Raw genomic sequence first — 25,900 nt, 5'->3', positions numbered from 1 at the left:
CGCGAAGCCGAATCCGATGCAGAAGTCTCCTACGTCGCAGCCCGCTGCGGCGCTCGATAACCGGCAGCTCGATCTCCCGCTCTTCGCCGAGCCGGGGTCGACGTCGTCGTCCCCTTCACCTTCGGCAGGCTCGCAGGGCGGGCAGCAGCCGGCCGTGCCGCTCGCGCCGGACGGCAGCAAACTGCGCAGCCTCACCATCGGTTCGCGCACGCTGCACTATGTGCTGAAGCGTTCGGCACGCCGTTCGATCGGCTTTGCGATCGACAGCACCGGCCTGATGATTACCGCACCACGCTGGGTCACGCTCGCCGATATCGAAACCGCGATCACCGAAAAGCAGCGCTGGATTTTTACGAAGCTGATCGAATGGCAAACGCGTGTCGAACAGCGCGCGTTGCCCAAGGTCGACTGGAAAGATGGTGCGGAGGTGCCGTATCTCGGGCAGCCCGTGCGCGTAAAGCTCGGTTCGCCACAAGGCACGCTCGCGTTCAGTGCGGATGACGCCGCACTGCAAGTGCCGCTGCCGTTGCAAGCAGACCCGCAGCAGATCAAGGATCGCGTGCAAGGCTGGCTGCAAGGCGAAGCAAAACGCCTGTTCGGCGAACGCCTCGAGATCTATGCGGAGAAGCTGGGCGTCAACTATCGCGCGTATGCGCTCTCTTCGGCGGCCACGCGTTGGGGCAGCTGTTCGAGCGACGGCAAAATTCGTCTGAACTGGCGGCTGATCCACTTTCCGCTGTCGATCATCGACTACGTTGTCGCGCACGAACTTGCGCATCTGCGCGAGATGAATCACAGTCCGCGTTTCTGGCAAACGGTCGAATCGATTTTTCCGGAATTCCGCGAAGCGCGGCAGACGTTGAAGTCGCATCCGCCGGAATTGCTGCCGACGCTTTAAAGCCTTCGGCCCTTCAAGACTTCGGCCTTCGGTCTTCGGCTATAAAGCCTCGAAGCCGGCCGCCTCAACTCGAAGCGCCGGCCCTCTGAAACCCACCACTCAGTCCGTGCAGAAGGTTTCCTGCAGGTGACGCCACGTGACCTTGCCGTGCGCGTCCAGATCCATCACCGCTGTCGAGCGCCGCACGTTCGCATTGCCCGCCTTATCGCGCTGATACTCACGATATTTGACCACTGCGCCCGACGGATACTCGGATACGATCTCCATATCGCGGATTGTGATTTGCGAGCCAGGACGCGCGCCGTTCAGCTTCGCAAAAGTCTCACGCAGGCTCGTGTGGTCCAGTGCGAGACCGGACGGCATGACCAGCGTGAATTGCGGAGCGAAGCGCGCCATGATGCGCTCCAGCGCGCCGTGATCCGCGGAACCGTCGAACAAAGCCTGGATCTCGACGTGGATATCGTCAAGTTCTTTGAAGTAGGGATTGCTGTTATTCATTGCTTGTCCTCGCCCCGCCGCTTACGTTACTTTTTCTTCTGGATGAATTCGATCTTGTAGCCGTCCGGATCTTCGACGAAAGCGATCACGGTGGTGCCGTGTTTCATCGGACCGGCTTCGCGCACAACCTTACCGCCTTGTGCCTTGATCTTGTCGCATGCCGCGTACGCGTCTTCGACTTCAACGGCGAGGTGCCCAAAGCCGGTGCCGAGGTCATACGCCGGCGTGTCCCAGTTGTGCGTAAGTTCAAGGACGGTGCCGTCGCGTTCGTCTTCATAGCCGACGAAAGCAAGCGTGAACTTGCCGTCCGGATAGTCATCGCGGCGCAGCAATTTCATACCGAGCATGTCGGTGTAGAAGGCAATCGAGCGGTCCAGGTCGCCGACCCGGAGCATGGTGTGAAGCAGGCGCATCGTGTACTCCCTAGTGCGTGATGTCGAGAACGACAATGTACCCGGAATCACGCCGCGCTGCAGCGCATGCCACACGCGGCGAGACGCGCGGCACGCCCGTTTTCAGCCCGCGCTCTTCGCCTCGTCGCGCAATGCGCGCCGCAAAATCTTGCCGACGTTGGTCTTCGGCAGTTCGCTGCGGAACTCGATGATTTTGGGGCGCTTGTAACCCGTCAGTTGCTCCTTGCAGAACGCGAGAATGTCCGCATCGGTGAGCGCCGGATCTTTCTTCACCACGTAAAGCTTCACAATCTCGCCCGCCTCTGCGTCCGGTACGCCGACCGCCACCACTTCGAACACGCCCGGGTGTTTCGCCACCACGTCCTCGATTTCGTTCGGATAGACGTTGAAACCCGACACCAGAATCATGTCTTTCTTGCGATCGACGATCTTCACAAAACCCTCTTCCGTCATCACGCCGATGTCACCGGATTTGAAGAAACCGTCCGGCGTCATCACCTTCGCGGTTTCATCCGGGCGATTCCAGTAGCCGGCCATCACCTGCGGCCCGCGAATGCAGATCTCGCCGCGCTCGCCGAGCGGCACTTCGTTGCCGTCGTCGTCGCGAATCGAAATATCCGTGGACGGCAACGGCAAGCCGACCGTCCCGGTGAACGCAGTGGACGTCGGCAGGTTGGTGGTAGCGCACGGCGAGGTTTCCGAGAGCCCATAACCTTCGACGATCGGCACACCGGTCAGCGCCTGCCAACGTTGTGCGACGGCGTGCTGCACGGCCATGCCGCCTCCGTTCGACTGCACCAGCTTCGAGAAGTCCAACGTTTTGAAGTCGGGTTCGTTCAGCAGCGCGTTGTACATCGTATTCACGCCGGGGAACGAGTTGATCGCGTAGCCTTGCAAGACTTTGATCATTCCGGGCAGATCGCGTGGATTCGGAATCAGGATGCCCAGGCCACCGCAACGCATTGTCAGCAAGCCGCAGATCGTCAGCCCGAAGATGTGATACAGCGGCAGTGCGACCACCGTGATGTACTGCTTGATGTCGGTGCGCCCGCGATAAACCGGCTCGCGCCACAACTCCGATTGCAAAACGTTGGCGATCAGATTGCCGTGCAGCAAGGTGGCGCCCTTGGAGACGCCCGTGGTGCCACCGGTGTATTGCAACACCGCCACATCGCCTTGCGTCAGCGTGACGGGTGTAAAGCCCGCGTTCGAACCACGCGCGATCGCATCGTTCAGCGCAATACACGACGTTGGCGGAACATTGTCCGCAACCTCAGGGCTCCCCGCACCGAGCATCTCGCTGATCGAGGTCAGCACGACATGCCTGATCGACGTATGTGCCTGGACGGTCTCGAGCGTCTTCGCGAATGGTTCGAGCAGCACGATCGCTTCCGCGCCGCTGTCTTTCAACTGATGCTCGAGTTCTCGCGGCGTGTACATCGGATTGACATTCACCACCACGTAACCGGCACGCAGGATCGCCGCCATGACGACCGGATACTGCAACACGTTCGGCAGCATCACGGCGATGCGCGCGCCGCGCGCGAGACCCAGCCATTGAAACCACGCTGCAAGATCGCGCGACTTCGCATCGAGTTCGCCATAGGTCAGTTCACGGCCCATGCAGACGAACGCGCGCTCTGCCGCATGCGTTTGGAAGCTTCGCTCCAGCAAGTCGGCAACGGAGCTGAACTGCGTAGCGTCGATCTGCGCGGGCACGCCCGGCGGATAGGATTTCAACCAGATTTTTTCCATGTCTCTTCCCTTGATTTCGCATCGCGATGTGCCGATGCACAATGTGCCGTTGCGCCGACGCGCCAATGCGAGCCGCGTGCGTCTATCGCGTAGTAAGTGCGGGCATGCGCCGCGCGGGCCGGTCAAAGCAATCGAAGAAGCTGCGCAACTGATCGACCGTGCCACACTCCAGCACTACTGTGCCGCTCTCGAGACACTTCGGCAACTGCGTCGCCATGTTGCTCAGCATGCCGTACAAGGTGCTGGTTTCAAGCGCGAGTTGGACGTCGATCGTGGGAGGCATGCGCTCGTGAATCTGCAACACGCCACGCCGTAGTTCGAGCGCGTGCGTTTCATTGCGATCCGTCATGCGGAATGCAAGTGTCATCCGCACATCGGCGCAACGTTCCGGATCGACATTTACGCTGAAACGCTGGAACACATTGCGCAACGGTTGGGCGCGCAACACATCCACCGAGGCGAGACTCGAACTGCCACCAAACGGCAGTTCGTCGTAGGCGTGTTCCAGTTCGCGCGCCGCGCTCAGATACCAGTTGCGCCAGTTGGTGTTCACCGTGCGGTAGCCCAACTCGCGCAACGCAGCCGCCTTGATGGTGCGGGCGTCGGCGTCGCTTGTATCGAGGCGCACCAGCAGCGTGGCCAGTTCCGCGGCCCAGCGCCAGTCGCCATCACCCAGGGCGATACGCGCAGCGGCGCGCACCGCCTCCACGCCGCCCATCATCTTGATCATGCGTTGCGAACGTTCAACACGCGGCAGCGGATCGAGCGACGCCGGATCACCGTCGAACCAACCCAGCTGGCCGCTATACACCTGCCGTACCGAATGTTTGACCGTGCCGTAGTACTCGCCGAGCCACGCATGCTCCGCGAGATGCGGCGGCAGCGCGGGAATGGCCTCGGCAAGTTCGTCCGGGCTCAGTCCGAAGTTCATATGGCGGATGGTCTGATCGTGGATGAACTGGATGGCGTCGCGATACACGCAGAGCACCTCGGCGACATACTGTGCGCCCGATACCGGACGGCCATGCGCCGGCACCATATGGGCCGCGTTGAAGCCGCGCATCATGTCGATGGTCTGATACCAGCGCACCGGGTCCCGGTAACGCGTGCCGCGCAACGTATGTACGTTCGCGAGACACTCACCCTGGATCACTTCAGCCGACAGCAGCACGCCGAGTTCGGGCAGCCACATGACGATTTCGTCGTCGGCTTCCGAAGGCGCGTAGCGGAACTCGAAGCGCACACCCGCCAGCACGACATCAAGCTTGTCATCGAACACGCGGGTCGGTGCGAAAAAACTCGCCGGCTCGGCGATCAGCACCGGCCCGATACCCGCGTTGACCTTACCGGTCGCGCCGGGCGGCAGCAGCGTGCCGAAGCTGTAGGCCGAACGCGTGGCGAGAATCGGTGCCACGAGGTTCGCGTTGTTGATCACGGTGTCCATCAAGGAGCGGTGCGCAATGATCTCGACGCTTCCCGCCTCAAGCGCGGCTTCATCGACGAAAGCGCGTACGCCGCCGGTGTGATCCGTGTGATTGTGCGTGTAGACCACGGCCCTGACCGGAAGCGCTGCGTGCCGCGGATCGATCGCACAGAAGTCCTCATAGATGCGTTTCGCCGCTGACACGGCTTCCGTCGCATCGATCACCACGACGCCGTCGTCGCCCACCACGAAGATGATGTTCGCAATCGCGTAGCCGACCGCGCAATACACGCGTTCGGCTACGCGATAGATGCGCTGCGCCATGCGCCGCGAGTGCTCAGTGAGGCGCGGCGGCACAGTCGGCGCGGCGACGGCGAAGGCGAGATTCACACCGGCGTCGAACGCGACATCGAGCGGTTCGCCGATATGCGGCGCGTCGAAGGCAGGATTACGGACCAGTTCGGGGCAACATGAGTTCATACGGTGTCTCCTTGACTATTCGGCTGCACGTCGTGGGAATCGCGCGGCACGTGAGAATCAGTCTTTGATGAATGAAACCGGAATTAAGATTCCGATTTTTAGGCAAAAAAATCAGCTGTCCGGCAATCCGAGACAGCGCCGTAGCCGGATTTGCAGCCACGACCGAAGTTGCCGGCTGGAGAGCGACAACGGGCCGGGGTCGTTCAGCACGCTGTTGACCAGCATGCCGAGAATCATTTGCAGCGTGGCGCGTACTTCGAATTCGAGCGACTGGGTGGCGTTGCCGGCGGCCTTGATGCCGCGCGACTGCGCCAACGCGTTGACGAGACGCGGCACGATCATGGCCAGAACCTCGTGATTGGTCGACTTCACGGCGTCCCAGCTGGCTTTGCGCTGCGACGCCCGCAGCAACGACGCGTGATACAGCCCGCGATTGCGCCGAAACGTCATGATGTAAAACGAAATGACCGCATCGGCAAGCGTGCCCGCATCATTCGAGCGCCAGGCCGGATCACGCTCGACGGTCTGGCGCACATGCTCAAGCCCCTCTTCCATCGCCGCGTCCTGGACGACTTCGAAGAAGCTGTCCTTGCTGTCGAAGCGCCGGTAGAACGCGCCAATCGACGTACCCGCTCGCTCGACGATGTCGTTGATCGACAGATCGTCAAGATTACCGCTCGCTTCGATCAACTCGCGCCCGGCTTGCAGCATGCGAACGAGCCCCTGCTGGCTGCGCGTCTGGCGCGGCGCCGCGATGGTGCTGGGCTGCGCTTCGCGGCTGCGCGGTGAAGTCGTCGTCATGCGGTGTTCAGCCTCGGTTTGCTGCTTTGAAAAAATGAAGATTCACGACAAACCGGAATCTGGATTCCGGATCGTCCGCGATCGGGATCGCCTTGTCAACCGCATCCAGGGTAATCACGGAGCAGTTGCAAGGCCACTCGGTCGCCGTTCAGCGGCCCATTCATGTCGCCAGAACGTCGGGGTGCAGCAGGCCCTGCGCATCGCGGTTGGCGTCCTCCATCACCTGTTCGGCGAGACCCAGCGCGGAATACGCGGCGGGCGAAGGCGTGCGCTCGGCCAGATACACCAGCGCGAATTCCAACGCGAGACGTGGCGGATTGACGAGCGGAATGCGCGCCAGACGCCGCATCCCCAGATCGCGCCGCACCGCGGACGCCGTCGCGAACAGCACGGCATCGGTCTGCGCAACGACGTCCTTCAGCACCGCCACGTCGTTGCATTCGATCTGCAATGGAATCTGCTCGTGCGCGCGGTACTTGAGCAGGCGATGCAGGGCGTCCTTCATGAACGCGGGCAACGTCACCGAGACCAGCGGGAACTCGCGCAACGCCGCGAGCGGCACCGTGTCGCGCGCAAACAGGGGATGGTCCGGGCGCGCGAACCAGCCGCCCTCGTGACGCGGCAGGCGCTGCAACGTGACATCAGGCGTCACGGGCGGCACACGGCGGTCGGTGACGAGAAAGTCGATCTGCTCGGCGCGCAGCTTGGCGAGCAGCGCATCGCCTTCGCCGAGTTCGATCGACACCTTGATCTTCGGAAAGCGCCGCGCGAACTCCACCAGCAGGTCCGGCAGTAGCACGACGGCCGCATAGGGCCCGAGACCGATACGTACCTCGCCGAGCTCGTGCGCCTTCAGCAGTTCGACGTCGCGGAACAGGCAGCGCGTTTCGAACAGCACGCGCCGGGCGCGCTCGACCAGCAGCCGCCCGGCCGCTGTCATCGCGACGCCGCGTGCGGCGCGGTCGAACAGCTTCATGCCGACTTCCTCTTCGAGCGCCTGAATGCTGCGACTCAATGCCGGTTGACTCAAATGAACCCGCTCCGCCGCGCGCGCAAAACTGCCTTCCTCGGCGAGCGCGATCAGATGAGTAAGGCGGCGGGAATTGACCTCATGCATAGTTTGCAAGCTCCCGATAACGAGAATGCACTTGAACAATTGAGTTATACCACCTCAAATGGGCGAAAACCCAGCGCCCCGCGCCAGAAATGGAGACACGTTTTGCCCACTTTCCTCAGCAGCACGAAGCGCTGCACGGCGCTTGCCGACACGGCGCCGGCTCATCCCACCCACGCACGCGAGACCGCGCAAGGTCGCCGCTGGGTAATCGTCGCCTCGCTATTCCTGTTCATGCTGATCAATTTTGCCGACAAGGCCGTGCTCGGTCTGGTCGCGATCCCGCTGATGCATGACATGCAGTTGACGCACGGCCAGTTCGGCCTCGTCGGCAGCGCGTTTTTTGTGTTGTTCTCGATCTCGGGCATCGCCGTCGGCCTGATCGCCGACCGCGTCAACATGAAATGGCTGCTCGCCGCGCTCGCGCTGATCTGGGCAGTGGCGCAATTGCCGCTCGCGTGGCCGACCAGCTTTGCCGTGCTGCTGCTGTGCCGCGTCCTGCTGGGTGCCGGTGAAGGACCGGCCTCGCCGCTCGCGCTGCACGTGGTCTATACCTGGTTCGACGACCACGAGCGCAATCTCCCCACCGCGATCGTGCAACAAGGGGCGACTGCGGGCGTCATCATCGCGGGGCCGTTGCTCACCTATATCTCGCAGCGGTGGCACTGGCATGCGACGTTTCTCATGCTCGGCGCGGTCGGTATCGGCTGGACCGTCTTGTGGCTGTGCCTCGGTAAGACGGGCAATCGTCAGCACAACCCATCACCCGCGTTTGCCGTCGAGCCGGCTGGCCCTCGCGCTGTGTCATTGCGCTTCCGGCGCATGCTGAGCGACCGCACGGTCATCGGCGTGATGCTGCAATGCTTTGTCGGCTACGCGGTGATCGCGATCGGCTTCACCTGGGTGCCCGCGTATTTCCGGCTCGGCCTCGGCTTTGGCGCCACCCAGGCCGGTTGGCTGTTCGCGCTGCAAGTCGCGGCGCAGATCCCGCTCGGCATCGCGCTCGCGATGGCTTCGCATCGAATGCTCAAGCGCGGCGTGCCGTCGAAGGTGGCGCGCGGCAAATTGATCAGCGCGGCATGCGTGGTGAGTGGATTGGCGTACTGCTCACTGTTATTCGGCGCGCCGCCGTTCGTCAAGGTCGCGCTGATGGGGCTCGCCAGCGCGTTGGCGATCCAGACTTTCACCTTCGGTCCGATGCTGGTCGCCGAAGTCGCACCGGCGGCGCGACGCGGGGCCCTGCTCGCGGTCACCAACTCGATCGTCACCACTGCCGGACTGATTGGACCGGTCGCGATGGGCAAGCTGCTCGGCGCGGCAGGCGACGCGCGTGGCTATGAGATCGGCTTCATGGTGACCGGCGTGTTGCTGCTGATCGTCGGCGCGGCGGGTTTCGCACTGATCGATCCGCAACGATCGAAACGGCGCATGGAAGGCGCGGCTGGGTGAGACTCGCGGCAGCGCCGCGTCATTCGAGCCGTTGACTAATTTCATCCGACGATACATTCTCTTGAACACCGTCCAGCAGCGGCACTCAAAGAGACGGCGCATCACACAGAGCAAACCCAGCAGGAACTGACCAAACCTGTTCTACTGGAGGATCACTGTATGCGTCGTACATGCTCGAGGCATGTGCCTGTTCGTTTGCGTCTGCTCGAGGCCCTTTCGTCCGCACTCGGAATCGCGGTTCTTCTGCCATGCGAGTCTGCGTTCGCAGCCTGTGACAATGCCGCGCCGATCAGCGGCCAGACCGTCACCTGCAATAGCAGCGCCCCCAATCCGTCCACTACGCCCATTGCCGCAATTGCCGGCAGCACCAACGTCACGGTGAACGTGCAGGCGGGGGCCGAACTCGACGTCACCGGCAACAACGTTATTCTCGTGCGCGACGGCAGCACCGTCACCAACCTCGGCACCTTGCACGGCGCCGGCGACACCTTCGATGCCATCTCGGCACAAGGCACGAGCGGCGGCGCCGGCCATGACGTGTTGATCAACCGCGGCACGATCGTCACGAGCGGCGTCGAATCGGAGGGCATGTTCAACAGCTCTGCTGCGGTCACGATGCTCAACGACACCACCGGGGTGATCAGCACCACCGGCACCAATTCGGTCGCGATGCACGATTTCGCGAGCCCGGGCGGCGGCACGCTGACCAACAACGGCATGCTGACGACGAGCGGCGACGGTTCGCACGGAATGGCCGCGTTGACGAACAACGACACGCTCGTGAACAACGGCTCGATCACGACGACGGGCGCCGGTGCGTATGGGATGCTGGCCAACGGTAACGCCGTCGGCGGGACCGGCAACAACGTGCTGACGAATCACGGCACGATCAACGTCTCGGGTACGAATGCACACGGCCTCGTTTCGTTCGATACGGCGCCCGGCGTCGTGACGAATACCGGCACGGTGGCCGCACGCGGCGCGGGCGGGCTCGGCGGCTTCTTTTCCGGCAACGTCACACTGAACAATGCGACCGGCGCCAGTATCACCAGTCAGCAGGCCAACGGCATCGTCGCAAACGGCGGCGGCACCTTCAACAATGCCGGAACGATTGCCGGCGCGGTCAACGCGATCTCCATTGCCAACGGACCGGCGACCATCACGAACAGCGGCTCGATCACCGCGGCAACAAGCCAGGCAATCAGTTCCACCGGCGCATTCAGCATCGTCATCAACAACACCGGCACCATCGCGGGCGGCAACGGCCGCGCGATCTGGACCGATGCCGGCAACGACACCTTCAATTGGAGCGGCGGCACCGTCACCGGCTTCGTGCGTCTCGACGCAGGCAACGACACCGCCAACCTCACCGGCCTCACCGACGCCAATCTCGCAGGCGTGCCGAGCTTCGACGGCGGCACCGGCAACGACGTGCTCAATTTCAACCGCACGGCGGCGAGCGGCCTCGGTCGCTTCATCAACTGGGAGACCGTCAACGTCACCAACGGCAGCCAGTTGACGCTCGATGCCAACGGTCTCGTGCTCGGCGACAGCGGCACGCTGACCGGCGCGCTCAACGTCGATTCGAGCAGCACGGTGTTTGCGGGCGGTTTTGGCGGTACGGCGACGATCTCGCCGGCGGTCGCGGGTCAACTCGTGAGCGTCAGCAATGCAGGCACCATCGATCTGACCAACGGCGCAACGGCTACACGCAATACGCTGATGATCAACGGCAACTACACTGGGCTCAATGGCCGCTTGCTGCTACAGACGGTGCTCGGAGGAGACGGCTCGCCGAGCGACAAGCTGGCGATCGCGCAAGGCGTCGGCTCGGGGAATACGTCGATCGGCGTCACTAACGTCGGCGGCTCCGGCGGCGCCACGCTCACGGACGGCATCCTCGTCGTGCAGGCGAGCAACGGTGCGACCACGACGGCGACTGCCTTCACGCTGCCGAAACCGCTGACCGCGGGCGCCTACACGTACTACCTGTTCAAGGGTGGCGTGAGCGCAGGGACGGCGGACAACTGGTATTTGCGCTCGAGTCTGGCTGCGACGCCGGCGCCGGCACCGACTTCAACTCCGACGCCGACGCCGACTCCAACTCCAACTCCAACTCCGGCTCCGACACCGACACCAAGCGCCGCAGCCGCGCCGATCGCAGCGCCCGGCACGCCACCTCTGCCTGCGGCGCCACCTGCTGGCGCCGCCGCGACCCCGCTCTACCGGATGGAAGTACCTGTCTATGCCGAAGTCCCGGTTCTCACGCGCGAACTCGGTATCGCGCAGATCGGTACCTTCCACGACCGCCAGGGCGAGCAGGCACTGTTGAGCGAAAGCGGCCCACTAGCCGCCGCATGGACGCGTGTCTGGGGCGAGCACAGTTCGCAGAGCAACGGCGGGGCGGCCAACCCCGAATTCAGCGGCACGATGGCCGGCGTGCAGGTGGGTCACGATATCTACGCGGATCGCAGTGCAAGCGGCCAGCGCAATCACTATGGCTTCTTCATCGGCTTTGCGCGCGCCCAAGGCGACGTGAACGGTTTCGCGCTCGGCTTCCCCGATCTGTCGGCCGGGCGGCTGTCGATCAATGCCTACAGCGCGGGCCTTTATTGGACGCACATCGGTCCGGGCGGCTGGTACACCGATGCGGTCGCAATGGGCAGTTCGCTCACGCTCGATCCGTCGTCAAATCAGGGCATCGGTGCAAGCACGCATGGACATGCGGTCACGACCTCGCTGGAAGCCGGTTTGCCTATTCCACTGCGCGCCAATCTCAGTCTCGAACCCCAAGCACAACTGATCTGGCAGCACGCGTCGATCAACGATCTCAACGACGGTATTTCGAACGTATCGTTTCCAGCGGCAAACGGCCTGGTGGGCCGCGTCGGCTTGCGCCTGCAAGGCAGCTTCGAGGGCGCGGGCGCGCAGTGGCAACCGTATCTGCGCGCGAATCTGTGGCGCTATTTCAATGGTACCGATAGCGCAACCTTCGCCGGCACGACCGTGATTCCTACCGATGTCGCCGCCACAGCCGCCCAGTTCGGCGTCGGCATGGTTGCGCATTTGAGCGCTCGCGGCAGCGTGTTCGCCACCGCGAGTTACACCATGAATGTGAACGGCGAGCACCGCAGCACGGCGGAGGGCAATCTGGGCGCGCGCTGGAGTTGGTGAGGGCTCAGAACTGATGCCGTATGCCGGCCATCAGGCCGATCTGGCTACCCTTCTGCGCAAGCCCGACACCGTTGACGCCCTGCAACTGCGCACCGATCAGGTCGCCCCGGTATAGCGAGTAATCGCCTTCCAGATAGACATCGGTGCGCAGGGACAGGTTGTAGTCGGCGACCAGTTGGTACTGCCATGCGGACCCGTCCTGCGCGGCGGTCTTGCCGTCCTGCAGCGTGCGCCAGACGTTCGCGGCGAAGTGCCACTTGTTGCCGACCTGCTGCGTGATGCCGCCCATGATCATGCGACGCCGCGAAAAGTCCGTGTACTTGAGCGCAGCCAACGCGGGCGCGGTGAACGGACCGTTGGCAAAATTCGAAAAGCCGGCGTCATTCTGATCGACGATATAGCCAACGGAGAATCGGGTCATGTTCCACGTGTACGACCCGCCGAAGGTCCACGCCTTCGCGGCTGCGCCGTTGACCGAATCTTTCGACTCCTGATACGCGCCGCCGAAGGTAAACGGGCCACCCGGTGCGTAAGCAAGCGCCAAGCCGACCTGGCTGCCATACGAATTGCCTGCGTTACCGCCGAATGCGTAGCCGGCGGCAAGATTGAAGCCGGCATATTTCGCCTGATACTGCACCTGGTTGCTGGTCCAGATACCACCGGTCATGGTCACTTCCGGCTGGAAGCTGAAATCGTACGGAATCCAGAGATTGCTGCCGTAGCCGCCGATGGTAATGCCCTCGATCATCACGTTGTACTGACGGCCGAAGATCACCTGACCATAGGAGTCCGAGCGCACGCCCACTTGCGCCTCATTGAAGAACGGCAAGGTGGGATCGCTTTGGCCGCCGTTCATGTAGAAACGGTTTTCGAGCTTGAAGAACGTGGACCAGCCGCCGCCCAGATCCTCGACGCCCCTTATGCCCCAACGGCTTTCGGTCATGCCGCCGTTGCCGAGCCCGACGGACGAATCGCCGGCTGTGTTTGCGTGGGTCAGATATCGCACGCTTTCGTCAATCACCCCGTAGAGCGTCACGCTCGATTGGGCATGCGCCATCTGGCACACCAACGCGGCGGGAACAACTGCCATTGCCCACCTGGATACGTTCTTCATACTGTCTCCTCGTACAGGTTCCCGCTTTTCGCGGGTATTTCGACACCGCCACGCCTGATGCAAAGTACCGGCCCGCTGCTCTTTGAGGCCGCGCAAATCGACAGTTAAGGTGAGGGGCCCACGTAAGACCCTTGCACGACGGCCAATACAGGTTGTTTGAATGACCTGACGAAATGCGCGTGGGTGAACCTTAGCGCGAAACCGGGGCAGTAAGAAAGTAGACTGACGTAAGTGTTGTTATGTCATCGAAGTGCTTGCAGCTTGCAGGAAGCACGCGTAGACGGTGAGGTCATCGCCTCGCGGCGCGGACGGTTTTGATATCGTATGAACTATCGTCGCTCTTGCGCTCCTGTTGAGCCGGTTAAAAAGTCAGACTAGCCATTCGGCCGACTACCGCGATCCGCACCGCGACCGCATACTGACCGCCGACCCTTCACACCGCCCGTTCTTTTCGCCACGCCACCAACCCATGAGCACCACCGCCCTGCCCGCGCGCCGCACCCCAGATAGCTTCGCCATCCTGTTGATGATCGGCTTGTGCGCGATCTGGGGACTCCAGCAGGTCGCGATCAAGAGCACCAACGCGGCGCTGCCGCCGGTATTCCAGGCGGGCCTGCGCTCGGCAATCGCGGCCTTGCTGGTATGGGGCTGGGCACGTTCGCGCGGCACACCGCTCTTTCGCGATGACGGCACACTGGGCGCGGGTTTGCTCGCGGGCGTACTGTTCGCGGCGGAATTCGTGTGCATTTTTCTCGGCCTGACGCTGACCAGCGCATCGCGTATGGCGGTCTTTCTGTACACCGCGCCGTGCTTCACGGCGCTCGGGCTGCACTGGTTTGTCGATGGCGAGCGGATGCGGCGCATTCAGTGGCTCGGCATCCTGGTGGCGTTTGCGGGTATGGCGCTGGCGTTCGCGGACGGCTTCCTGCACGGCCATGCGGCGCAGGGGGCGACGCTGACGGGTGTCGCCGGCGACGCGCTCGGCGTGCTGGCCGGCATCGCCTGGGCCGCGACCACCGTGGTGGTGCGCGCCACGCGCCTCGCCCAATCGAGCGCCAGCAAGACGCTGTTCTATCAACTGATCGTGTCGGCGGTGGTCCTGCTCGCACTTGCGCTGGGGCTCGGCCAGGCACACGTGGCAACGGTCACCCCGCTGGCGGTGGTGAGCCTCGCGTATCAGGCGGTGGTCGTGGCGTTCGTCAGCTATCTGGTGTGGTTCTGGCTGTTGACGCGTTACATCGCGTCGCGCCTGTCGGTGTTCTCGTTCCTGACACCGCTGTTCGGCGTGACCTTCGGCGTGCTGCTGCTCGGCGAGTCGTTCAGCCTGCGCTTTCTGATGGCGGCGGTGCTGGTGCTGACTGGCATCGCGCTGGTCAATGCGCCGGTGAAGCGGCCGGCGGTTTAGGAGAGTGGGATTTCATGCGCGCCGCAGGGCGCAGCACGCATGATTTGATTCAAGACCGCGCAACGCGACTCAGGCGTCGTCGGTCCCCGTTTCGGCAGCCGCTGCGCCCCGCGTCGGCGAAGCCGCCACGATCTGCGCCACACGCACATATTCGGCCACCGGCACATCTTCGGCGCGGCGTTGCAGATCGAAGCCTAGCGCCTCGAAATCCACCGAGTCACGAAATGCGGCCAGGGTGTTGCGCAGCATCTTGCGCCGCTGCGAGAAGGCCGCTGTCACCACTTCGCCAAGTACGCGCTCGTCCACGGCCGGCAATTCGTGCAGTTCGTACGGGATCATCCGCACGATTGCCGAATCGACCTTCGGCGGCGGGTTGAATGCTTCGGGCGGCACGTCGAGCTGCTTGTCGATCACGTAGCGGTATTGCAGCATCACCGAGAGGCGGCCGAACGCCTTGGTGCCCGGCTCCGCCACCATGCGCTCGACGACTTCGTTTTGCAGCATGAAGTGCTGATCGATCACGCGATGCGCGAACGCGGTCAGGTGAAACAGCAACGGGCTCGAAATGTTGTACGGCAGATTGCCGACAATGCGCAGCGACGCCTTTTCACCGGGTGCGGCCAGCGTTCCGAAGTCGAACGCGAGCGCATCGCCCGCGTGCAGCTCGAGCAATTCGCCGAATTTCGTCTTGAGGCGGCCGATCAGATCGCGATCGAGCTCGACGGCGTGCAATGGCGCTTCGGGCGTCGCCAGACGCTCGATCAGCGGTTGGGTGAGCGCGCCGAGCCCCGGCCCTATCTCGACCATGCGCTCGCCGCGCTGCGGCCGGATCACGTCGACGATCGAATCGATCACGCCCATGTCGACCAGAAAATTCTGTCCGAAACGCTTGCGCGCGGTATGGCCTTGGTGCCGGCCCTGCTGCTGTCTGCTGGTGGACATCGAAGAAACGCTAAGAAAGAGAACTGCTTAAAAAAGAGTAAGCGGAACAACTCGCCATCGCGGCAAACGCTGATGAAGCCGTGCGGTCTCGCCGCTGAAGCGGCCTGCCCAGCAATGCTACGCCATCGACGCCGCGGGGATCAGACCGCTCGGCAGGAAGACGCGATAGACACGGCAGTATCAGCCTGCGCGGCGGTGCTGCGCCATCGACACCGCCGTATCGATCGCGGCGATCAGACTGCCTGCGTCTGCACGGCCGGTGCCGGCCAGATCGAGCGCCGTGCCGTGATCGACCGAGGTGCGGATGATCGGTAAGCCGAGCGTGATGTTGATGCCTTCGCCGAACGTTGCGTACTTCAACACCGGCAGGCCCTGATCGTGGAACATGGCCAGTACACAGTCGGCCTGTTCCAGATAACGCGGCTGGAACAGCGTATCCGCCGGATAGGGGCCGGGCGCGTCGATACCTTGTTCGTTCGCGAGCTTCAGTGCGGGAGAAATCACCTCGATTTCCTCACGGCCCAGATAACCGTTTTCGCCCGCATGCGGGTTCAAGCCCGTCACAAGAATACGCGGCGCGGGCAAACCAAAATGGTGACGCAGATCGTGATCGACGATGCGCAGCGTCTCAACGATGCCTTCGATCGTTAGCGCGGCGGAGACGTCTTTGAGCGGCAGATGCGTGGTAGCAAGCGCGACGCGCAACGGGCGCCCGCCGGTGCCGGCCAGCATCATTACCACGCGCGATGTGTGCGTGCGCTCGGCCAGATATTCCGTGTGGCCGGTGAACGGCACGCCGGCATCGTTGATGGTGCTTTTTTGCAGCGGCGCGGTGACGATCGCGTCGAACGTGCCGGCCACGGCGCCGTCGATCGCGCTGTCGAGCAGATCGAGCACGTAGCGGCCGTTAGCGGCGTCCAGCTTGCCGGCCAGCGAGGGAGCGCCAAGCGGCTGATGCTGCACCCGCACGCGCTTGCCCTCCGCCACCAGCGCAGCCCAATCGACGCCAACCGCGCGCGCGCGTTCAGCCAGCAGATCCGCATCGCCCAGCACGGTGAACTGTGCTCCCGGCCAATGCGCCGCCGCGCCCGCCAGCGCCTGTGCGGTCAGCTCGGGGCCCACGCCGGCAGGCTCGCCGGTCGTGATCGCGATCTGCAACGGAAGGCTGGTGGACTGCTCGGCGGTTGTCATGGTGGTTATTGCAGGCTTGCCTGGACAGGCTTCACTTCCACGTAGGCCGTATCGCGCAGTTCGCGCAGCCAGTCAGCGTAAGCCTGTTCCGCCTTGCGCTGACCGATCGCCTGACGCGCCAGATCCATCTGCTGCGAAACCGAACCTTCCGATTCGCGACGGCCCAGCACCTGAATCAGGTGATAGCCGTATTCGCTGCGCACCGGGTCGCTGATCTGACCGTCCTGCAGGCTGTTCATGGCGCGCTCGAATTCCGGCACCGTCTCGCCCGGGCTGATCCAGCCGAGGTCGCCACCTTGCGACGACGAACCGTCTTGCGAGTAAGTGTGCGCGAACTTCGCGAAGTCGCCACCCGCGGCGATCTGGTTCTTGATTTCGAGCAGCTTCTGACGTGCCTGCGGTTCGGACACGCCGTCGCCGACGCGCAGCAGGATGTGGCGGACGTGCGTCTGCACGAGCTTCGGTGCATCGGAGCTGGTGCCCTGCCCCGCGCGACGATCGACGAGGCGCACGACTTCGAAGCCGTCGTTGGTGCGGATCACATCCGGATTGACCTCACCCGGGCGCAGAGCCGAGCCGGCCTTGACGAACTCAGGCGGCAGCTTGGACGGCGGCAGGAAACCCGTGTCGCCACCTTTCGACGCATCCGGTGCTTGCGAATTCGACTTCGCCAGCTTTTCGAAGTTGGCGCCGCCCTTGGCTTCGGTCAGCAGGGCCTGGGCTTTTTTCTGGGCGGTTTCAATGTCGGTTTCCGAGGCATTCAGCGGCGCTTTCACGAAGATGTGCTGAAAGTGCAGATCGCTCGTCAGGCCGGAGTTCGGGCCGCGTTGGCTAGCAATGTAGTTCGCGACCTCGGCGTCCGACACCGTGACCTTGCTGTCCACTTCCTTCTCACGCAGACGCGAGAGCGTGAGCTCGGTGCGCGCGTCGTTCGTGAAGGTGGTCCAGGGCACGCCTTGCGCCGCGATACGCGCGCGATATACGTCGAGCGTCATGTTGTTCGCCTGCGCGAGCCGCTCGAGCGTTTTTTGCACCGCGGCGTCGTCGATGTTGATGCCGTCTTCTTTCGCCTTCTGCAACTGGATGCGTTCCAGCACCATCTGGTTGAGCACCTGCTGGCGCAACTGGTCCATCGGAGGAACCGGCGCGTTCTGCTGGTTCAGCCGGTGGGTGATCAGGCCGATGCGCTCGTCAAGCTCGCGCCGCGTGATGACACCGTTGTTGACCACTGCGGCAATAGTGTCGACCGTCTGACCGCTATTGCTGGGGAGCCCCTGCGCCTGAACCGGCGCAACCGACAGGAAAGACGCCACAGCGGCAAGACCGGCCGCAAGCGTTGCCAAGCGAAGCTTTTTCATGATTGCCACAGATACTCCAATGATGTCGGGCGCGCCTGGCCCGTCTTTTCGCATTCTATAAATGATCGGGCGAGCGTCATTCGTAATTGGTGAAACGCGCTTCCGGCGGCGGCGGCGGCGGCAACGGCGTGTACCCCGCCACGCTGGCGCGGAACGCGGAAATCAGCCCGTTGTCGACGCTCGACAAGCCCTTGAACGTCAACTGCGCGAGAAACCGCGTGCTCGACTGATTCTGCCCCGACGTGTTCAGACCGTTCGCATAGCGCTGAATCCCGGCGCCAAGCGTCCAGCAGTCGGCGTCGTATTGCAGGCCGACCAGACCGTCGACGATCCGATGGCCGCCCAGGTCGTAATTGAAACGGCCTACCCCGTACACACGGTGCGTTAGCGGCCACTGCCCCGAGATCAGCACCTGATTGATCGGCTGGTTGTCCAGCGTGGTGTTCGCGCGGGTGTAGCGATACGCGACGTTGATCACCTTGCTGGTACCCGGACTGAACCCGAAGCCGACGCTCGTCTTCACCAACTGGTTGTTGTCGGCATTATATTGGAACGCCGTTTCCGACGCGAAACCGGCGCCGAGCTTGAGCGACGCACCCACGATCAGGTCCGAATGCGTGGCCTGCGTGCTGGTCTGCGTAGGCAGCAGCGTGACGCGCTGATCCTGGAAGTAATACTGCTGCGCGATCACGAACCGCGCGCGTTCGTCGCCCGTGGCCGGGTTGATGAAGCGCGTGGTGATGGCCGCCGTCAGACGGTTCGCGTCGGCGATCCGGTCGTTGCCGACGAACGTGTTCGGCGTGAAGATTTCCGCCAGCCCGAAGTCGGAGTCGGCCGTATCGAACAGCGGCGCGGATTCCTGGTTGCGGTACGGCGTGTAGACGTAGTAAAGCCGCGGCTCCAGCGTCTGGATGTAATCCTCGCCGAAGATCCGCACCGAACGGTCGAAAATCAGCCCGGTGTCGAAACTCAGCGTCGGGATCGACTCGGTGAAATTCTTCGGCGTGCCGACCGGTACGTCGGTACCGATATTGTTCAGGTTGTACGACGCAAAGTGCCACTGCACCTTCGGCGTCACAAAGTAACCTGGCCCGACCACCGAATACGACAGGTACGGGTTGAACATCACCCGCTGACCCTGGGTCGCGTCCGCGGTGGTGATGCGGAAATTCGTGTAGTCGGCTTCCGCGCCGTAGTCGAAGCCGCCGACGTTGTACTTCGCGTACTTCACGTTCAACTGCGGCTCGCGGCCGTACGGCGCCACCGAAGGCGTCAGCGTCTGCCAGTGCTGTTCGCGGGCGAGCACCGACCACGGGCCGTTGTTATAGGTCAACCCTGCTTCCTGTTGATACAGGAGCTGGGTGCCGTTCATGAACTGACTGACCGACGACGACAGGTCTTCCGGATACGTATTGTCCGAGACCTTGTTGTAGTAGATGTAACCGCCGAACCCGTTGCCGAAGTTCTGGTTGTGCTGGATATACAGCGCGTAGCGGTTGGTATGGGTCAGGTGGTCGTCCGGCAGATACTCGCCGGTGATCGAACCGGAATACGTGGGGGACAGGTAGCGGAACGTGGTCTGCAACTGCACACCGCGTTTCGAGATCAGGCGCGGCGTGACCGTCAGATCCCGATTCGGCGCGATGTTGAAGTAATACGGTACCGACAGTTCGAAGCCGTTCGACGAACTGAGCGAGAACGTGGGCGGCAGCACCCCGCTGCGCCGTTCGCCCGACAGCGGGAACGACAGCCACGGCGAAGCGAATACCGGCAGGCCCTGGAAGAACAGCACGCTGTTGTACGCGACACCTTCGTCCGCGCCGGTGTCGAAATCGAACTCGCTGCCCTTGATGTACCAGGCCGGATTGTCCGTGCAGGAGCAAGCCGTGTACGTGCCCTTCGTGAACACCGAGCGCTCGTTGTCGAGCAGGTCGACGCGCTCCGCGCTGCCCGAACCACCTGTCACATTGAAGTGGTACTTCGGCGCGGACATGAAGCCTTCGCTCGAGTCCACCCGCATATGCGCTTCCGGGCCGGCGAACGTGGCGCCGTTGTTGTTCAGGTGAACCTGGCCGTATGCATCGGCCATGTCCGTGTCCTGATCGTAGTGCAGCGCGTCAGCCTTGATCACGAAGGTATTACGCCGCACCTCGGCCGAGCCTTTCGCGGCCATGTCCTGGTCGGTGGTGCCGCTCGTCGTGTCGCCGAGCACGAAGGTGGCCGGCTTCTGGCCTGATTGCAATGGATGTTCTTCGAGCTGCGGGGCAAGCTGCATCCCCCAGGGCGCGTCGATAGGTTGCGGCTGTGCGGCTTCCCCCACTAGCTGGGCGTGGGCGAGCGCGGGCATCAGGCCCGGAACGGCGATCAACGCCGCTACGAGCCGCCTTTTGCGCGGCACTACGGCACAAGAGGGAGTCGTTTGGGAAAGCTGTCTAGGCGGCATGTATCGTTTGGCGAATCGGCCCGTCCGTCAGCTCCTGCAGTCACGATCCACCGCCTGCACATCCCGACCGTGACAGTCGGCTGCACATCAATGTTTACAAACTGTCGAACGATGAGGCGGGCGGTAAAGCGAAATGCGCGAAAACTGGCGTGAGTCGCGTCAAAAAAGTCGTGGGGTATTATATGGCAAGACGTTGCCCCTCTGAATTTGCCGCCGGTTTTCATGACGCTCCCCCCTTCCAAAGACACTACCCAAGATTTCACCGACAGCCGCCTCGAACTGCTCAAGGCGTGGCTGAACGCCCATGCAGCGCGCTATGCGCTTGATCTCGACACGCTTCTCCCGGCTTCGTCCGACGCCAGTTTTCGCCGCTATTTCCGGCTCGCCGGTAAGGCCGCGGAAGGCGAAAGCATCGGCACCCTGATCGCCGTCGATGCCCCGCCACCCGAAAAGTGCCGCGAATTTGTGCAGATCGCGCGATTGCTCGAGGCTGCCGACGTGCATGTGCCGCGCGTGCTGGAGGTCGATTTCGACGCCGGGTTCATGCTCGTCACCGATCTGGGCACCGATTCGTACCTCGGCGCGCTGGCGGAGGCGCAAAGCGGGGATGACCCCCGCCGTGCCCGCTCCTTGATGCACGACGCGCTCGATGCACTGATCCGGTGGCAGCTCACGTCGCGCGAAGACGTGCTGCCGCCGTTCGACGAAGCCTTCCTGCGCCGCGAGATGGAGTTGCTGCCGGAGTGGTTCATCGGCCGCCATCTGGGCCGCGAGGTCGACGAAAAGACCCGCGGGCTACTCGATCGCACCTTCGCGCTGCTGATCGCGAGCGCCCGGGCGCAGCCGCAGGTATTCATGCTGCGCGACTTCATGCCGCGCAATCTGATGATCGCCGCCGCGCCCAAGCCCGTGAATCCCGGCGTGCTGGACTTCCAGGACGCGGTATACGGCCCGATCACGTACGACGTCGCCTCGCTGTTGCGCGATGCATTCCTCAGCTGGGACGAAGAATTCGAGCTGGATTGCTTCGTGTACTACTGGGAACGCGCAAGAAAAGCGGGGCTGCCGGTCGATCCGGATTTTGGCGAGTTCTACCGCCAGCTCGAATGGATGGGGCTGCAACGGCACATCAAGGTGCTGGGCCTGTTCTGCCGGATCAACTACCGCGACGGCAAACCGCATTACATGAAGGATCTGCCGCGTTTCATCGGCTATGCCCGCAAGGTCGCGGAACGCTATGCGCCGCTGCGTCCGTTCGCCAAGCTGCTCGACGAACTCGAAGGCCGCGCGAATGAAGTCGGCTACACCTTCTGACCGATGACGATGTCTCTGAAGAAAGCGATGATTTTCGCCGCCGGGCGCGGCGAGCGCATGCGTCCGTTGACGGACACATGCCCGAAGCCCTTGCTCGAAGTGGACGGCAAGCCGTTGATCGTGTGGCAGATCGAACGCCTCGCGAAGGCAGGGTTTCAAACCATCGTGATCAATCACGCATGGCTCGGTGAACAGATCGAGGCCGCACTCGGCAACGGTTCGCGCTGGGGTGTGCAACTGCGCTACTCAGCCGAGCATGAAGCATTGGAAACCGCGGGCGGAATCGTGCAGGCATTGCCGCTGCTCGAAGATGACGGTACGAGTGAAGTGTTCGTCGCGGTCAGCGGTGACGTGTGTGCGGATTTCGATTACGCGACGCTGAATGCTCGCGCTGAAAAACTCGCGGCAATGCCCGAGCCTGGTATGCACCTCGTGATGGTGCCGAACCCGGCATTCCATCCGAACGGCGACTTCGGTTTGGTCGACGGAACACTCTCGCTCGATGCCCAGCCACGCTTCACGTTCGGCAATATCGGTCTATACGACACCCGCATGTTCCGCGATCTGCCGCGCGGCACGCGGCGCGCGCTGACACCCTACTACCGCGAGACGATTGCACGCGGTCTCGCGAGCGGCGAATTGTATGAAGGTTTGTGGGAGAACGTCGGCACACCGGCGCAACTGCAGGCTTTGGATCAGCGTCTGAGCGAACGCTGATCGCAGCAAGAGGTTGTTCGGCACCATGCGATAACGCGCCGCTCAACGTACAACGACCAAAGCCAGGAGGTCGGCGCTGAATGCCAGGCGCTCAGCGCCGAGCACGCTGCACGTGCCGTCCAGCAAGCACACGCGGCGCACCCCGGCGCCGCTTGCTCACCGCCCTCCGTCCCCCGCCCCCACCGTTTCAGCCGACTCCGGCGCCTCTGCGGCACGCTGCTGTTGCAACGCCCACATCTGCGCGAAGAGACCGTTCGCACGCAGCAATTCGGCGTACGTGCCGCGCTCGACGATGCGCCCTTTATCCATCACGATGATCTGCTGCGCGTGCACCACCGTCGAAAGCCGGTGGGCAATGATCAGCGTCGTGCGCTCGCGGGCGATCTGATCGAGCTCATGCTGGATCGCGCGTTCCGAACGCGAATCGAGCGCCGACGTAGCCTCATCGAACAGCAGGATCGGCGGGTTCTTGAGGATGGTCCGCGCAATCGCGACGCGCTGCTTTTCTCCACCGGACAACTTCAGGCCGCGCTCGCCGACCGGCGTTTCGTAACCCTTCGGCAACCCTTCGATGAAGTCGTGAATATGCGCCGCGCGCGCCGCCGCAATCACTTCTTCACGCGTGGCCGACGGTCGGCCGTAAGCGATGTTGTAGTAGATCGAATCGTTGAACAGCACCGTATCCTGCGGCACGATGCCGATCGAAGCACGCAGCGAATCCTGCGTGACATCGCGGATATCCTGACCGTCGATGGTGATCGCGCCGCCCGTTGCGCGGTCCAGATCATAGAAGCGGAACATGAGCCGCGCGAGCGTCGATTTACCCGAGCCGCTATGACCGACCACCGCCGTGGTGGTGCCCGCCGGAATCGTGAAACTCACGTCGTGCAGAATCTGCCGCGCCGGCTCATATGAAAAGTTCACATGCTCGAAGCGCACCTGCGCACCGCTCACCCGCAACCCGGGCGCGTCCGGCACATCGGGCACCTCCTGGGCCGCGCCAAGCAGCGTGAACATGCGGTCCATATCGGTGAGGCTTTGCTTCAGTTCCCGATACACGACGCCGAGAAAATTCAGCGGTATATAAAGCTGCAACATGAAGGTGTTGATCAATACCAGATCGCCGAGCGTGAGGCGCCCGGCCATTACGCCTTCGGTCGCGCGCCACAGAATGAACACGAGCCCCGTGCCGATGATCGCCTGCTGCCCGAAGTTCAGCGCCGAGAGCGAACGCTGCGATTTGATCGCCGCCGTGCGATAGCGTTTGAGATTTTCGTCGTAACGTTGCGCTTCCCACTCTTCGTTGCCGAAGTACTTCACTGTCTCGTAGTTGAGCAACGAATCGATCGCGCGCGAATTCGCCTTTGAATCGAGGTCGTTCATCGTGCGGCGAAAATGCGTGCGCCATTCGGTGACTTTCACCGTGAATACGATGTACGCGGCGAGCGCAATGAACGTGACAATCGCGTAATAGGCTTCGTATTTGATGACGAAAAAGCCGAGTACGAGACCGACTTCGACCAGTGTCGGCAGGATGCTGTACAGCGAATACGAAATCAGCTGCGTGATGCCGCGCGTGCCGCGTTCGATATCGCGCGACATGCCGCCCGTCTGCCGGTCGAGATGAAACCGCAACGACAGCGCATGCAAATGGCGGAACACTTTCAGCGCGAGCTGCCGCACCGCGCTTTCGGTCACCTTCGCGAACAGAATTTCGCGCAGCTCGGTGAAAAGCGAAGTGGACAACCGCACCACTGCATACGCGACCACCATCAAACCGACCCCGCCAAGCAGCACGATGCCAGGCGAATCGTGCGCACGGCCGAGCGCGGTGAGATGCTTCACCGAGGCGAGGCCGTCGATGATCCGCTTCATCACGATCGGCACGCCGAGATTGGCGACCTTCGCGCCGATCAGGCAGCTCAACGCGAAGCCGACGCGCCATTTATAGGTGGCGAGATAGGGGAGCAGCGACAGGATCGTTTGCCAGTCGTTGCGCGGCTGGGTTGAGATCGGAGAAGGTTCGGACGAGGGCGTACGGCGCATGGGATCGGCTGGGAAGAGTGTGGAAGCGACGGAGTTCGCAGCGGCGCGCCGACCGGCAGCGTGCAAACCTGGCACCCTGCTTTATGTCGCGCGACCCGGCTGGGCGCTTTCCCGTACAATTCCTGATCTTTCTATTGTCGCAGAAGCTGGCTGGCGCCGCTTTTCATGGGTTGTCCGGCCGTCGGTTGCACGTGGGTCGTGCGGCTGTGTGGTGCCGCTGTGTCGTGCAGTCGTCGTGAAATCCCCGCCAGCCAGTCGAGCCGACCGAGCCATTACGAATCTCAAGAGTGCCCCGATGACCGATATTCTTCAACTTCCGCAAAAACCTTGCGCACTGCGCGTCGTGCCGCAACCGTCGGACGCGAATGTCCACGGCGACGTGTTCGGCGGCTGGATCATGGCGCAGGTGGATATTGCCGGTTCGATTCCAGCAAGCCGCCGTGCCAACGGGCGGGTGGCGACCATCGCGGTCAACTCGTTCGTCTTCAAGCAGCCGGTGTTCGTCGGCGATCTGCTGAGCTTTTACGCGGATATCATCAAGACCGGCAATACGTCGGTGACGGTGTCGGTCGAGGTCTACGCGCAGCGCATGAGCCTGACCGAAGACCTCGTGAAGGTCACCGAAGCGACCCTGACCTACGTCGCTACCGATAGCGACCGGCGCCCGCGCGCATTGCCGGTACTGGATTGAGCGGCAGACATTAAACGAAAACGAGGCGCCTGAGCGCCTCGTTTAGTTTCATACGTTGTGTTTGCCGGCTCGTGTTTGCCAGCTTGCGGTTACCGGTTACCGGTTACCGGATCGCCGCAGCGCAAGCACGGCGCAACCGGCAACCCCTGTCCGGCCTGCAGCCGCTTACTGGCTCGCTGCCGCGCCCGCTGCCGCCTTCTTCTGCGCGTTCTGGAGATCGGTCGGATAGTTCGGATCGTTGCGCGACGGGTTATACCCGTTGCTCTCCAATTGCTTCAGCTCAGCATTCTTCTTCGCCCGCGCCTGCTTGCGCGCGGCCTTGCGCTGGGCCTTGGTGGTGGTTGCCTTGGAAGCGGCCACCGGCTTGGCGGCATCGGAGTCGCTACCCGCCGAACCACCACCGGCGCCGCCGCTTTGCGCGAACGCCGGTGCAACAGAAGCCACGCTCAGTACAACCGATGCCAGCAACACAGCCCATTTCTTTGCAGGTGAGGAAGTCATTTTTCTCTCCAGTCGGATTGGCAGATATTCGATGACGGAACGCCCATGACAGAGTGCGAGCAGCGAAAAGCGGGCGCAACGCCACGTGAATCGATGCTTCGTGGTTCCCAGCGAAGTCTGAGATGGGAAATCTGAATATATACGACTGTCACTCGCCCGGAAACCGCTTTGCA

Annotated in this window: 20 protein-coding genes; 7 read left to right on the top strand and 13 right to left on the bottom strand. The window is 62.8% G+C overall.

The window, feature by feature from the left end; translation table 11 throughout:
* The first annotated feature begins 16 nt into the window (after nt 1-16).
* Entirely contained in the window at nt 17-898 is an 882-nt protein-coding gene (locus PQQ52_RS22315) for a M48 family metallopeptidase (RefSeq protein WP_408215953.1), read from the top strand.
* Nucleotides 899-997: 99 nt separating this feature from the next.
* Here PQQ52_RS22315 and PQQ52_RS22310 read toward each other — a convergent pair whose 3' ends face one another.
* The 6 genes from PQQ52_RS22310 to PQQ52_RS22285 all read right to left on the bottom strand — a co-directional run bounded on the left by PQQ52_RS22310 (nt 998) and on the right by PQQ52_RS22285 (nt 7,385).
* Nucleotides 998-1,396 carry a hypothetical protein gene (locus tag PQQ52_RS22310; protein ID WP_408215950.1) on the bottom strand — a complete coding sequence of 133 codons (399 nt, stop codon included), beginning with the start codon at nt 1,394-1,396 and terminating at the stop codon, nt 998-1,000.
* 26 nt (nt 1,397-1,422) lie between these two features.
* Nucleotides 1,423-1,809 (bottom strand): lactoylglutathione lyase, encoded by a 387-nt coding sequence (gloA, locus tag PQQ52_RS22305; protein ID WP_408215948.1) that lies wholly within the window; start codon nt 1,807-1,809, stop codon nt 1,423-1,425.
* 102 nt (nt 1,810-1,911) lie between these two features.
* A complete protein-coding gene (locus PQQ52_RS22300; RefSeq protein WP_408215945.1) occupies nt 1,912-3,564 on the bottom strand; it encodes a long-chain-fatty-acid--CoA ligase in 1,653 nt (550 codons plus the stop codon).
* Nucleotides 3,565-3,646: 82 nt separating this feature from the next.
* On the bottom strand, nt 3,647-5,467 hold the full coding sequence (locus PQQ52_RS22295; RefSeq protein ID WP_408215942.1) for an alkyl sulfatase dimerization domain-containing protein: 1,821 nt from the start codon (nt 5,465-5,467) through the stop codon (nt 3,647-3,649).
* A gap of 111 nt (nt 5,468-5,578) precedes the next feature.
* Nucleotides 5,579-6,268, bottom strand: a complete 690-nt coding sequence (locus PQQ52_RS22290) for a TetR/AcrR family transcriptional regulator (RefSeq protein WP_408215939.1) — start codon at nt 6,266-6,268, stop codon at nt 5,579-5,581.
* Between the two features lie 160 nt (nt 6,269-6,428).
* The gene (locus tag PQQ52_RS22285; protein ID WP_408215937.1) at nt 6,429-7,385 is read right to left on the bottom strand and encodes a LysR family transcriptional regulator; all 957 of its coding nucleotides are present in this window, start codon (nt 7,383-7,385) and stop codon (nt 6,429-6,431) included.
* A gap of 102 nt (nt 7,386-7,487) precedes the next feature.
* On the opposite strand from PQQ52_RS22285, the gene PQQ52_RS22280 reads away from it, so the two are divergent.
* Together PQQ52_RS22280 and PQQ52_RS22275 are read left to right on the top strand one after the other, a co-directional pair.
* On the top strand, nt 7,488-8,831 hold the full coding sequence (locus tag PQQ52_RS22280) for an MFS transporter (RefSeq protein WP_408215934.1): 1,344 nt from the start codon (nt 7,488-7,490) through the stop codon (nt 8,829-8,831).
* 159 nt (nt 8,832-8,990) lie between these two features.
* The gene (locus PQQ52_RS22275) at nt 8,991-12,005 is read left to right on the top strand and encodes an autotransporter family protein (RefSeq protein WP_408215931.1); all 3,015 of its coding nucleotides are present in this window, start codon (nt 8,991-8,993) and stop codon (nt 12,003-12,005) included.
* Nucleotides 12,006-12,009: 4 nt separating this feature from the next.
* On the opposite strand, the gene PQQ52_RS22270 is transcribed toward PQQ52_RS22275, so the two are convergent.
* Nucleotides 12,010-13,119, bottom strand: a complete 1,110-nt coding sequence (locus PQQ52_RS22270) for a porin (RefSeq protein ID WP_408215929.1) — start codon at nt 13,117-13,119, stop codon at nt 12,010-12,012.
* Nucleotides 13,120-13,588: 469 nt separating this feature from the next.
* On the opposite strand from PQQ52_RS22270, the gene PQQ52_RS22265 reads away from it, so the two are divergent.
* Entirely contained in the window at nt 13,589-14,524 is a 936-nt protein-coding gene (locus PQQ52_RS22265) for a DMT family transporter (RefSeq protein WP_408215926.1), read from the top strand.
* A gap of 69 nt (nt 14,525-14,593) precedes the next feature.
* Here the strand turns inward: PQQ52_RS22265 and rsmA are convergent, their stop codons facing one another.
* The 4 genes from rsmA to PQQ52_RS22245 form a co-directional block, all read right to left on the bottom strand.
* Nucleotides 14,594-15,466, bottom strand: a complete 873-nt coding sequence (gene rsmA / locus PQQ52_RS22260) for a 16S rRNA (adenine(1518)-N(6)/adenine(1519)-N(6))-dimethyltransferase RsmA (RefSeq protein ID WP_408215924.1) — start codon at nt 15,464-15,466, stop codon at nt 14,594-14,596.
* Between the two features lie 180 nt (nt 15,467-15,646).
* Entirely contained in the window at nt 15,647-16,657 is a 1,011-nt protein-coding gene (gene pdxA / locus PQQ52_RS22255) for a 4-hydroxythreonine-4-phosphate dehydrogenase PdxA (RefSeq protein WP_408215921.1), read from the bottom strand.
* 5 nt (nt 16,658-16,662) lie between these two features.
* Nucleotides 16,663-18,024: a peptidylprolyl isomerase gene (locus PQQ52_RS22250; protein WP_408215919.1), complete on the bottom strand. Its 1,362-nt coding sequence runs from the start codon at nt 18,022-18,024 to the stop codon at nt 16,663-16,665.
* 67 nt (nt 18,025-18,091) lie between these two features.
* Nucleotides 18,092-20,458, bottom strand: coding sequence for an LPS-assembly protein LptD (locus tag PQQ52_RS22245; protein WP_408215916.1), 2,367 nt, complete (start codon nt 20,456-20,458; stop codon nt 18,092-18,094).
* A gap of 222 nt (nt 20,459-20,680) precedes the next feature.
* Here PQQ52_RS22245 and PQQ52_RS22240 point away from each other — a divergent pair, with 222 nt between their 5' ends.
* On the top strand, nt 20,681-21,772 hold the full coding sequence (locus tag PQQ52_RS22240) for an aminoglycoside phosphotransferase family protein (RefSeq protein ID WP_408215913.1): 1,092 nt from the start codon (nt 20,681-20,683) through the stop codon (nt 21,770-21,772).
* Between the two features lie 3 nt (nt 21,773-21,775).
* Nucleotides 21,776-22,489 carry an N-acetylmuramate alpha-1-phosphate uridylyltransferase MurU gene (gene murU / locus PQQ52_RS22235; RefSeq protein WP_408215911.1) on the top strand — a complete coding sequence of 238 codons (714 nt, stop codon included), beginning with the start codon at nt 21,776-21,778 and terminating at the stop codon, nt 22,487-22,489.
* Between the two features lie 156 nt (nt 22,490-22,645).
* Here the strand turns inward: murU and PQQ52_RS22230 are convergent, their stop codons facing one another.
* A complete protein-coding gene (locus tag PQQ52_RS22230; protein ID WP_408215909.1) occupies nt 22,646-24,535 on the bottom strand; it encodes an ABCB family ABC transporter ATP-binding protein/permease in 1,890 nt (629 codons plus the stop codon).
* A 295-nt stretch (nt 24,536-24,830) separates the two neighbouring features.
* Here PQQ52_RS22230 and PQQ52_RS22225 point away from each other — a divergent pair, with 295 nt between their 5' ends.
* On the top strand, nt 24,831-25,226 hold the full coding sequence (locus PQQ52_RS22225) for an acyl-CoA thioesterase (RefSeq protein WP_408215906.1): 396 nt from the start codon (nt 24,831-24,833) through the stop codon (nt 25,224-25,226).
* A gap of 165 nt (nt 25,227-25,391) precedes the next feature.
* Here the strand turns inward: PQQ52_RS22225 and PQQ52_RS22220 are convergent, their stop codons facing one another.
* Nucleotides 25,392-25,727: a DUF4148 domain-containing protein gene (locus PQQ52_RS22220; RefSeq protein WP_408215903.1), complete on the bottom strand. Its 336-nt coding sequence runs from the start codon at nt 25,725-25,727 to the stop codon at nt 25,392-25,394.
* Nucleotides 25,728-25,900 lie beyond the last annotated feature (173 nt).

This window comes from Paraburkholderia sediminicola (assembly GCF_046030555.1).
Classification (GTDB): domain Bacteria; phylum Pseudomonadota; class Gammaproteobacteria; order Burkholderiales; family Burkholderiaceae; genus Paraburkholderia; species Paraburkholderia sediminicola_E.
Note: the sequence above shows the minus strand (reverse complement) of the source record. Positions and strands in the feature narration are given on the sequence as shown.

What these genes read in the sequence shown, in the direction of transcription:
- PQQ52_RS22300 (WP_408215945.1), bottom strand. Translation starts at nt 3,564, where the DNA reads ATGGAAAAAATCTGGTTGAAATCCTATCCGCCGGGCGTGCCCGCGCAG.
- rsmA (WP_408215924.1), bottom strand. Translation starts at nt 15,466, where the DNA reads ATGTCCACCAGCAGACAGCAGCAGGGCCGGCACCAAGGCCATACCGCG.
- PQQ52_RS22285 (WP_408215937.1), bottom strand. Translation starts at nt 7,385, where the DNA reads ATGCATGAGGTCAATTCCCGCCGCCTTACTCATCTGATCGCGCTCGCC.
- PQQ52_RS22240 (WP_408215913.1), top strand. Translation starts at nt 20,681, where the DNA reads ATGACGCTCCCCCCTTCCAAAGACACTACCCAAGATTTCACCGACAGC.
- PQQ52_RS22245 (WP_408215916.1), bottom strand. Translation starts at nt 20,458, where the DNA reads ATGCCGCCTAGACAGCTTTCCCAAACGACTCCCTCTTGTGCCGTAGTG.
- PQQ52_RS22225 (WP_408215906.1), top strand. Translation starts at nt 24,831, where the DNA reads ATGACCGATATTCTTCAACTTCCGCAAAAACCTTGCGCACTGCGCGTC.
- PQQ52_RS22275 (WP_408215931.1), top strand. Translation starts at nt 8,991, where the DNA reads ATGCGTCGTACATGCTCGAGGCATGTGCCTGTTCGTTTGCGTCTGCTC.
- PQQ52_RS22310 (WP_408215950.1), bottom strand. Translation starts at nt 1,396, where the DNA reads ATGAATAACAGCAATCCCTACTTCAAAGAACTTGACGATATCCACGTC.
- PQQ52_RS22315 (WP_408215953.1), top strand. Translation starts at nt 17, where the DNA reads ATGCAGAAGTCTCCTACGTCGCAGCCCGCTGCGGCGCTCGATAACCGG.
- murU (WP_408215911.1), top strand. Translation starts at nt 21,776, where the DNA reads ATGACGATGTCTCTGAAGAAAGCGATGATTTTCGCCGCCGGGCGCGGC.
- PQQ52_RS22265 (WP_408215926.1), top strand. Translation starts at nt 13,589, where the DNA reads ATGAGCACCACCGCCCTGCCCGCGCGCCGCACCCCAGATAGCTTCGCC.
- PQQ52_RS22295 (WP_408215942.1), bottom strand. Translation starts at nt 5,467, where the DNA reads ATGAACTCATGTTGCCCCGAACTGGTCCGTAATCCTGCCTTCGACGCG.
- PQQ52_RS22220 (WP_408215903.1), bottom strand. Translation starts at nt 25,727, where the DNA reads ATGACTTCCTCACCTGCAAAGAAATGGGCTGTGTTGCTGGCATCGGTT.
- PQQ52_RS22290 (WP_408215939.1), bottom strand. Translation starts at nt 6,268, where the DNA reads ATGACGACGACTTCACCGCGCAGCCGCGAAGCGCAGCCCAGCACCATC.
- gloA (WP_408215948.1), bottom strand. Translation starts at nt 1,809, where the DNA reads ATGCGCCTGCTTCACACCATGCTCCGGGTCGGCGACCTGGACCGCTCG.
- PQQ52_RS22270 (WP_408215929.1), bottom strand. Translation starts at nt 13,119, where the DNA reads ATGAAGAACGTATCCAGGTGGGCAATGGCAGTTGTTCCCGCCGCGTTG.
- PQQ52_RS22230 (WP_408215909.1), bottom strand. Translation starts at nt 24,535, where the DNA reads ATGCGCCGTACGCCCTCGTCCGAACCTTCTCCGATCTCAACCCAGCCG.
- pdxA (WP_408215921.1), bottom strand. Translation starts at nt 16,657, where the DNA reads ATGACAACCGCCGAGCAGTCCACCAGCCTTCCGTTGCAGATCGCGATC.